The following is a 3,852-nucleotide window of genomic DNA, read 5'->3' as shown; positions in this document are numbered from 1 at the left end:
AACTATTACTCAATCAAGGTTTGAAGCTTTATTTTCTAATAGAAATTCAAAAATGTTGCTAAAACCTGAAAATCGAAGTCTCATAAGCCTTGCAGCGATTGCTTTCTCCAAGACTGATGGAAGAGGGTTAGACTCAGAATGAATTCTGAGGCGGGCTAGATGAGAAAGAAACAGCCCTGTTAGGTTGGGCGGATACGCTGGTTGTCTATAGATACATTAGGTTAATCCAGCTTAAAGGTTTCTCTTGGAGAGGCTACGCCTACGCTAAGACAATAAAGATGTTGGCACAACGGAGGTTCATTACTAATCTGATAGACTATCTAAAATTTGAAATTATAAAAACTGGTAGCTCAGGGCTGATAACTAAACTATGAGTGAAGCCTTATTTTGTATCGAAAATCTGCGAGTTGCCTATCCTGGGCGCAGTGGAGAAGAAGCAAGCTGGGCGGTTGATGATGTATCTTTCAGCTTGCAACCAGGTGAAAGAATGGGATTGGTGGGAGAATCGGGTTGTGGTAAGTCAACTATAGGACGGGCAGTAATGCGTTTACTACCAGCCTCTAGTAGGATTGACGGACGGGTGACATTTCAAGGACAGTCGGTGCTTGACTTGATGCCTAACCAATTGCGGAAATTTCGGGGAGAAACGATCGCCTTAATTTTCCAAGATCCCATGACACGTCTTGATCCACTGATGACGATTGGTAAGCATTGTATCGAAACCCTCCAGGCGCACTCACCAGAATTATCAACGCCAGAAGCCAAAGAAAAAGCACTTGCAACCTTGGCAAAGGTGAATATTCCAGCTAGTCGTTGGAATCAGTATCCCCACGAGTTTAGCGGTGGAATGCGTCAACGGGTAGCGATCGCTTTAGCTTTACTCCTCAACCCCAAATTAATTGTTGCCGATGAACCCACCACCAGTTTAGATGTTACCGTTTCCGCGCAGATATTGAAAGAATTAACTCGTCTGTGCGGTGAAGAAAACATGGGATTGTTGCTGATTTCTCACGATTTGGCAATGGTGGCTGAGTATTGCGATCGCATTGGCGTGATGTACAACGGTAAGATGGTGGAAATGGGTTCTACAGAAACCGTATTTAGACACCCTCAACATGAATACACGCGATCGCTCTTAAAAGCAGCTTTACATATTCAAACAGTAGATGAAATAGGGAGTGGGGAGTGGGGAGTGGGGAGTGGGGAAGAAAAGCAATTACTGATTGTTAATCATAAATCCCCAATTTTGAGTATTACAGAACTCAAGCAACACTACACCATAGAACCTAACTTTATCGAACGACTGTTTAAGACACAAGCGCAGACAATTAAAGCAGTTGATGGTATCAACTTGGATATTTATCCAGGAGAAATTCTCGGCTTAGTTGGGGAATCAGGTTGTGGTAAAAGTACACTATCACGAACAATTTTGCAACTAATTCGTCCCACTAGTGGCAAAGTTGAGTTTTTAGGACAGGATTTAACTAAACTGTCGCGTCAAGAAATTCGCTCCTCGCGGCGACAAATACAAATGGTTTTTCAAGATCCCCATGCTTGTCTCAATCCAGCCATGACAGTGGGACAAAGTATCGCTGATCCTTTATTTATCCACAATCTAGCCGATCCCGTCAAGGCAAAAGAACAGGTTTTGTGGATGCTAGAGAAAGTTGGGTTAACACCGCCAAAAGTGTATTATGAGCGTTATCCATCAGATTTGTCTGGGGGACAACAACAAAGAGTTGCGATCGCTCGTGCTTTGATTACTCACCCTAAACTTTTGATCTGCGATGAACCAGTGAGTATGTTAGACGCTAGCGTGCAGTCGCAAGTGTTGGATTTGATGTTGCAATTAAAAGAAGAATTTGAGTTAACTTATCTGTTCATCACTCACGATCTTTGGTTAGCTCGATTTTTGTGCGATCGTATTGCCGTAATGAATGGCGGTAAAATTGTCGAACTCGGTCTGACAAAAACCATTTTTGCTAATCCTCAGCACCCTTATACCAAAACCTTACTAGCTGCTGCCCCCTTACTAGCACGCGCTTAACCAAACTGTACAGACGCGATTAATCGCGTCTCTCCCCACTCTTGTACAGACGCGATTAATCGCGTCTCCTAACTCTCTTCCCTGCCCTCAAGTAATTTAGTTGGTTCTCCACTAGAACCATATAGCTCAACGTATCTTTTAAACAGCAATGCAGTCTCGTGATTTGAAGCCCTGCTTAAGTTGAATAAACGCCCTATATTTTTATCAGCTAAAGCTCTTAGATACGGCAAATCTTCAAATAGTGTCAAACAAGAAGCAAAATGCAATATTATTTGTAATAATGGCTTTGGCCATTCTAAATCACTATAAATATCTATAAAGAAGTGATGCTCTAAGTCATTTAACGGAAAAGTATGGAATATAACAATTATCCTTTTGTTATTGTAGACTGGGATACTCAGTTCAACAGTGTAGGGAGTATGTAATATTAAATCCACCTCTACAATTGGTTGTCGCCAAATTCTTAAAGCATTCGCTGGCGAGTCTAATATTGTTTGGAATTTGATTATTCCACCAGTATTTGTGGGCTGAAAGTGGCTAATTTGAAAAATTTTCAGGTTATTAAGGCTAAAGCTATGAACTGTTTCCAAATGCCTTAAATTCAATAAATGATAAATTTGGCAAATATAAGGAAACGGTAAAATATACTCCTGGCTAATCATGTGGAGCTTTTTTACTTGAAGCTTATTAGCTTGAGTACGAGCGAGATATTCTTGATATTGACTGGGGCCTAAATCATTGCTGTTAAAGCTTTCATCAGGCTTGAGATATAGCCAACTCACAAAAAAGAAAGAAGCTGTAAGTAGCTGAAATATTTCTATAGGAGATAAATAACCATCAGTAAATGCAGCTATGCTTCTATCGGTTATGCCAAAAAGCCAAGATGGAATACCAAATAGCCAGATGTTACTTTTGATTTGATCTATAAAAAGTGCTATCTCAACATTTGAGACATTTTTATCCTTATTTATATTTAAATTACCATTATTTTTAAAGCAATTAATAAACATAATATTTTGATTTTATTTAAGAGTAGTAATTCATAGAGTTTAGATTTATCTTAAGTTTAAATAAAAATATATACTCACAACCTCTATCTTTAGCTGTATATCCAAATTGGATTTATTTATATCCAGTTAAAAGAAGTTCTCATCAGCCAGGCTAAATAATACAAGTCATTGTTACATGCATATCCAGCTAGAATAAAGTTTTTTGAAGCCTTGGTATTAAAGGATTCAATATTGTATTTTATGATGCATAAATTCAAAGTAACAACTTTGCTAAAATATTTCTGCTAGCTGAGTACAAAAATTGAAATTATCTCAATTTGACAAAAGCGGTATATAGATATTTAGATAAAAAAGTTGCTTTTTCCTGACATGATAAATTTATCTATAGGACTTACGCACGAGTTACGGAATAATATCATGTCCGCTTGATTGCTTATTAAACCCGAAGAACCCCACCCCGCCAAAGCTGTGCTTTGTCTCCCCTCCCCGCAGGCGGGGAGGGGTTGGGGGTGGGGTTCTTTTATTATGGGTAATTTGGCGGACATGATATAACGAACCGCAGAGGCGCAGAGAAGCCAGTGCGCCCTTGCGGTTAAGAGACTTGTACCCCTCCTCTTAAGCAAGCTACACGCAGCGTCTCCCCTTGGGAGACGCTGCACGACACGGAGAAATGAGAGTTTGAGAGATATTTTGCGTAAGTCCTAATCTAATACCGTTTCTTTGTAAAGCTGCATATATTTACCCCCCGGCTACGCCCTCCCCCTTGCCAAGCTACGGTGTATACACAAGTCTTAA

At 39.9% G+C, this 3,852-nt stretch carries 2 protein-coding genes; one reads left to right on the top strand and one right to left on the bottom strand.

Going from position 1 to position 3,852, the window contains the following annotated elements; all coding sequences use genetic code 11:
• Positions 1-370: 370 nt before the first annotated feature.
• Positions 371-2,047, top strand: coding sequence for an ABC transporter ATP-binding protein (locus LC574_RS30390; protein ID WP_229457320.1), 1,677 nt, complete (start codon positions 371-373; stop codon positions 2,045-2,047).
• A 68-nt stretch (positions 2,048-2,115) separates the two neighbouring features.
• On the opposite strand, the gene LC574_RS30385 is transcribed toward LC574_RS30390, so the two are convergent.
• Complete coding sequence (locus tag LC574_RS30385) at positions 2,116-3,057, bottom strand: hypothetical protein (RefSeq protein WP_229457319.1); 942 nt, start codon at positions 3,055-3,057, stop codon at positions 2,116-2,118.
• Positions 3,058-3,852 lie beyond the last annotated feature (795 nt).

The sequence above is a fragment of the Nostoc sp. CHAB 5715 genome, from assembly GCF_020829685.1.
In the GTDB taxonomy this organism is placed as follows: Bacteria; Cyanobacteriota; Cyanobacteriia; order Cyanobacteriales; family Nostocaceae; genus Nostoc.
The sequence above is the reverse complement of the archived record's forward strand: the minus strand, read 5'-3'. Positions and strand labels throughout refer to the sequence as shown.